At 63.2% G+C, this 5,255-nt stretch carries 7 protein-coding genes; all 7 read right to left on the bottom strand.

From position 1 onward, the window contains the following. Positions 1-214 precede the first annotated feature (214 nt). On the bottom strand, positions 215-460 hold the full coding sequence (locus tag NH448_RS22995) for a hypothetical protein (RefSeq protein ID WP_253029544.1): 246 nt from the start codon (positions 458-460) through the stop codon (positions 215-217). Then, complete coding sequence (locus NH448_RS22990; RefSeq protein WP_253029543.1) at positions 448-780, bottom strand: phage protein NinX family protein; 333 nt, start codon at positions 778-780, stop codon at positions 448-450. Before NH448_RS22990 ends, NH448_RS22995 begins: the two co-directional genes overlap by 13 nt. 97 nt (positions 781-877) lie before the next feature. Beyond that, the gene (locus NH448_RS22985; RefSeq protein WP_253029542.1) at positions 878-2,452 is read right to left on the bottom strand and encodes a DNA cytosine methyltransferase; all 1,575 of its coding nucleotides are present in this window, start codon (positions 2,450-2,452) and stop codon (positions 878-880) included. 230 nt (positions 2,453-2,682) lie between these two features. Then, a complete protein-coding gene (locus NH448_RS22980) occupies positions 2,683-3,057 on the bottom strand; it encodes a hypothetical protein (protein ID WP_045993466.1) in 375 nt (124 codons plus the stop codon). A gap of 79 nt (positions 3,058-3,136) precedes the next feature. Beyond that, entirely contained in the window at positions 3,137-4,195 is a 1,059-nt protein-coding gene (locus tag NH448_RS22975) for a hypothetical protein (protein ID WP_253029541.1), read from the bottom strand. A gap of 9 nt (positions 4,196-4,204) precedes the next feature. Beyond that, a complete protein-coding gene (locus NH448_RS22970) occupies positions 4,205-4,849 on the bottom strand; it encodes a lambda exonuclease family protein (protein WP_045993465.1) in 645 nt (214 codons plus the stop codon). Continuing rightward, a partial coding sequence (locus NH448_RS22965; RefSeq protein WP_253029540.1) for a recombinase RecT occupies positions 4,837-5,255 on the bottom strand: 419 nt, incomplete at its 5' end. The genes NH448_RS22965 and NH448_RS22970, both read right to left, overlap by 13 nt.

Raw genomic sequence — 5,255 nt, 5'->3', positions numbered from 1 at the left:
ACGCTCATCTCCGATGGAGGACAAGTCGGCAGACATCCACTTCGCCATGTCTTCGAAAGCATCCCTCTCGGCTTCCACCTGCTCCAGCCGCTGCTGTAGCGCTTCAATCGAACTGCTCATACCCTTCTCCTCTGCTCTCTGTACGCCCGCCTCGCTTCTCTAAGGACCAGCGCCCCGCCCGCCATGATCAGCAGGCCGAGAATGATGGCCGCGATCATCCCGCCTTCCTCCATGCTGGTATTCCGTCGAGCGTGCCGTCGCGCTGAATCCGCCCGTGCTCGTGCCACTGCCGGATCGCCTCTTGCGCTGCCTCCGGCGCTTTCACCAACCGGTACCGGCCCATCACGGCGCCGAGGCCCGCCGCCACATGCCGGGCGCTGAAACGCACCGGCAGCCCTTCCCTCACCCTGATCTCCTGCTGCACGGACACCAGGCCGCGTAGTCTGTCTACTCGCTGCATAGTTCCTCCGGCACGTCTACTTCATCGCCCAGCTCGGCAGCCACGATGGAGCGCATGGCGGCGATGAGTGGCGTGGCTTCGTAGACAGGCAACCCTTTACCAGCCATGACGGAGCATGCCTTGCCGTTCATGGCGAACAACAAGCCGACCTTGTATCGCTCAATCAGCGGCCCGCCAAACATCCATGACGATGAAGCGGCAAACCTGTGTGGCGACTTCCACCACTCGATATCTGCCGTGAAGTAGCATTCCGCCTTCACCGTCTTCGCCACAGCCCAATCCAGCGCCGCCCCTTCCAGTTCGCTCGTCTTCACTCGCATACCCACTCCCTCCACATCTGATCGGCCTGCGCCTGCTCGACAGCTCTGGCGCCGACCTCGCCCCATACCTCGATGTCGTTGATCCACTGGGTTGGTGTCATGCGGCCTCCCCTTGCTCAGTTGCCGGCATGAACCGACGCTCGTGGGTGAAGTTCGCCTCAACGATGGCCTTGGCCAGCGGCGGGCACACGCTGTTGCCGATCAGCCGAACCTGCTGATACTTCGGCACCGGCTTGCCGTTTACCTGGGCGAACTCGTAGTGATCTGGAAAGCCCTGCGCTGCAGCCAGCTCATGGGGCTGCAGCATCCTCATGCCGATGTCGACGATGGCGTACTGCTCGCCGGCGATGGTCACGGTGACCAGCCCGAAACGATCCTTCGTCGGCATGGTGTGCATCGGATCATTCATAACCTGGCCAACGCCCTGCCCGTAATATTTCACCAGGAAGGCAGCCACGGCCGCCGCATGGGTGCCGCCGGCACAGATGGTGGGCATCGGCTGCCGCGGATCCCGACCGCCTCGCTCACTGCCTTTGAGGTTCACCAAGCTGACGGCCACCGGCGCGTTGTGATCAGTGGCCGTGATCGTCGGCAGCGGCTTGCGCAGGTCGTCACCGACAACGCCTGTGTAGTGTTTACAAAGAAATGCAGAGACCAGGGCGTGTTTCTGTCCGCCGGCTACCACGGTGCCGAGTGGCCGGTGCGTATCGAGGACGCGCGGCGCCTGGCCGACACGCTCTCCGTAGCCGGTCTGGATCAGCGTTGGTGAGACGACCGCGAAGCCTGGAGACACTGTCACGGTCTGCAGAGGGTCATGCAGTGATTGCCCGCGGAAGGCGTTGTACCAGCTGGCTGTGTGGTTTGCCTTCACAATAAACGGCTCGCCGCTCTTGACCACGTAGCGCATCACGCCCTTGGCAATGCGGCGCAGTGTGGCGTCGGCCAGGGGGCGCTGCCGCTCGAAGATGCTGGGACACGGGATCGACCAATCGATACACTCCGCGGCGGTACGCCAGGGCTGCAGCTTCCCCCTCCGAACGGCAGGCGAGCCCGGGTCGCCATGAGTTGGCTTCGGCCACGTGATGGGCAGCCCATCACGGCGGGCCACCAGGAACAGCCGACGGCGAATGGTTGGGGCTCCGAAGTCGCAGGCTTTCAGGATCCCCCAATCCACCTGGTACCCATGCCGGCGCAAGGCACGCACAAAGCCATTGAAGGTCTGCCCCTTTCGAGCTGGATCCGGCACCAATTGTCCCTTGGCGTTCTTGATCAGCGGGCCCCAGTCCAGAAATTCTTCGACGTTCTCCAAGGCGATGACCCGAGGCTTCACCTTGGCTGCCCAGCGCGCGGCAACCCATGCCAGGCCGCGCACGCTTTTGCTGACGGGGCGCCCGCCCTTGGCCTTGCTGTGGTGACGGCAGTCCGGCGAGAACCAGGCGAGCCCCACTGGACGACCAGCGGCGGCCGTCTCGGGATCGATGTCCCATACGTCAGCAACACTGTGCTCAGAACCTGGGTGATTCGCGGTGTGCACGGCGATGGCCGTGGCGTCGTGATTGATGGCGAGGTCTACTGGCCGGCCCAGGGCCTGCTCGATCCCCTCACTGGCTCCGCCGCCGCCGGCGAAGTTGTCGACCACCAGTTCGTGGCCGAACAGGTTCAGACTGGTCATGCGTCTCTCCGTGGCATGAAAAAGCCCCGGCGCGTGCCGAGGCTGGAAAGAAATTGCCGCTTCACGTGCGGCACCCGGCCCGCCCTGCCGCCTACTGCTGTGCAGTGAACTCGCCCGCGCTCAGCACGGGTGGAGTTGAGGAGACGGCGGCCAGCGGGCTGACTCCGTTTTGAGACACGGTGGCCTGGCCTCGTCCCGGTCATTGGCGCCACCGGGCACGGCGCGTTTATTCATGCCGCCCTGCGGCGACCTTTGATCCGTGAGCAGACAGCAGCGCGACGCCGGCTGCCATTGCGCTTGGCTCGGTTCTGTACCTCTGTTGGCATGCTGGCGATTCGCCGGTACACGCTTTGAACCGAGACCCTTTTCCCGATGCGGGCCAAGTGCTCAGCGACTTGAGGCACCGTCATCAAGCTGGCCTCGAGACAATCGACGATGATGGTGTCGATCTCTGGCCAGTCGTCTCGCCGGTTCCAGAAGCTGGCAGGCCGGGCTTTGGATAGGCCAATGCGCTGAATGGCGCCGCGCACAGACAACAGTTCCCGCTGCATCTCGTCAGCGATGTCTTCGTCATGCCAGCCGGCCAGCACCAGGCGCTCGAGCATGTCGAGATCCTCGCGAGGCCAGCGGTGGTATTTGCGTGGCATACCGCCTCCCACAAAAAAGGCCCCGGTGTGGGGCCTGTCAGTAGTTGATGGTGATACTGGGTATCTGCCCTTTCGCAATGAGCGTGATAGCCGTCTTGGCGCAGTCCTCCGGCATCCCACCGTCAATCATGGCCTCAAGGGCGGCGCGGTTGATGCGGGCGCGATGCTCCTTGTCGGCCTGGCGTCGGGCCAACTCATCTTGCTGGCGACGCTCCTCGGCCAGGCGCTCCTCCTCGCGGCGGCGGTGCTCGTCTTCGATGCGCTGACGCTCTGCTTCTGCTTCCCGGCGCTGACGTTCAATTGCTTCCTTGTGCTCACGCTCACGCCGCTCCGCCGCTGCCTTGGCTTCAGCTTCCCGGCGAGCGGCAGCGTCACGCTCTGCTTGGGCGGCCGCCTCGGCTTCACGGCGGGCCCGCTCCTCGGCCTCACGCGCAATGCGTTCCTCACGTTCCTTCTGCTCGCGCGCCTCAGCTTCGGCGCGCAGCCGGGCTAGCTCGGCCTGTTCAGCCTCGTAGGCCTGGCGCTTGGCAAGGCCCTCCCGCAGCAAAGACAGCACCCGGTCCTTGGTGCGGGCCGCTTCTGCCTCGTACTCCTCCCAGTGCTCGCCAATGGCCATGGCCTCGGCTTCGGCGATGCAGTTGGCCAGCTCCTTGCTATCCAGATTGGGGATGTCAGAGGCCAGCAGGTCGAGTCGTTCGATGCCTGCCTGATGCTGAGCCTTGCGCGCCTCCTCAGCGGCCTCCCACTCATTCAGCGGCCCACGCGCTTCGTCGCGCCATGCGTCCAGCTGGTCACGCCACCGCTTCCGTTCTGCGTCGATGGTCTTTGGCAATTGCTTGAGGTCGGCCACCAGCTCCTTGCCAATATTGTCGATTGCAGTCTTGCTGCGGGCTATCTTGTGCGCCATGGAGGCGTAGGCTTGTCGTCCCTTTGCGGTATCCAGGGTGGGCGGTTCGGCGAGAAAAGCGTCCAACTCCTCGCGGGTCGTTGCCAGGTATGGGTCCAAGCCCTTATCAGTCTTGAACACCTCAAGCGCCGTCTCTTTGGACGGCACGGTGACCAGCTCTGTTGATTCTTTCTCAGCTACTGCGGTCATGCTCTCCTCCTACGCTGCCTTGCTTCGCAGCAGTTGTTCGTATTCATCCACCATCGACTTGAAGGCCATCAGGTCCTCCTCGAGCTGGCCGATATATTCGTCGTCGCGCTCGAACTCCTTGAACCAGAGCTGCTTGCCGATCGGCTCCAGTGCTGGGCAATAAAGGCCGATGTGCCACCACTTTCTTCCAGTGATCCACATGCCACCTTGTACTTGATCCACGACCGTGCTGATGTCGTTGTCGATGTGGAATGCGCGCAGCTTGTCCGGCGCCACAAAGCACTTGTATTCGCTGCCGCCGTCGGGATCGATCAGGCCGTCAGCCGAGGCGCCGAAGAACCCACAATCAGTCGTGACGAACCCTGCATGCTGGACGATCAGCCCGGTGGCCATCTCGTGCTCCATCCGTGCCATGGGCTCGAGTTCGTGGCCGCGCTTCATCGCCCAGGTCTCGAACCCTTCGTCGAGGGGCTGCCCGCTTATGCGCTCGATTGCGAGGCGGAATGCATAGTCCCGCGCTTTCTCAGTAGGCTGTCCCTTCTTTGGGCCGCTCTTGAGCCTGGCGCGGGCAGCCTCAAACATGCTGGCGGTAATGCAGCCAGCTCGTGCCAGGTGCCAATCTGCGCTACCTTGATCGCACTCTATGATTCGCATTGGGCTTCCCCCTCGATGGTATTGGCCTCGGCCTGCTTGAGAGCTTCCCCGCGCTTCTCGACCGCCGCCTTGAACTCGCTATAGGCCGCCATGTCTCGGGCCTTCTTGATGTCCGCCAGACCGGCTTGCCAGACCTCTGCTAACCGCTCAGTGGTCTCAGCCTTGGTTGCCTGATCAACCCATCGCTGACCAAGCCCCTCATCACGCTGTGGGCCATCCGGCGCTAGGCCTTCGTTACCCTCGGTATTGAGGTGGTGGATCGCTTGCTCGAGCTGCTCCGTCTTGGGCCAGTATTTGTAGGCCCGCTTCACGCACGTCTTCTTTGCCATCTCCCCCCAGTCGGTAACCCAGGGGCACGACTTGCCTTTGGACTGGTAGGCCTTCCAAGCGCTCGAGCGATCGCGAA

This window comes from Halomonas sp. OfavH-34-E, from assembly GCF_024124525.1.
GTDB lineage: Bacteria > Pseudomonadota > Gammaproteobacteria > Pseudomonadales > Halomonadaceae > Halomonas > Halomonas litopenaei.
The sequence above is the reverse complement of the archived record's forward strand: the minus strand, read 5'-3'. Positions and strand labels throughout refer to the sequence as shown.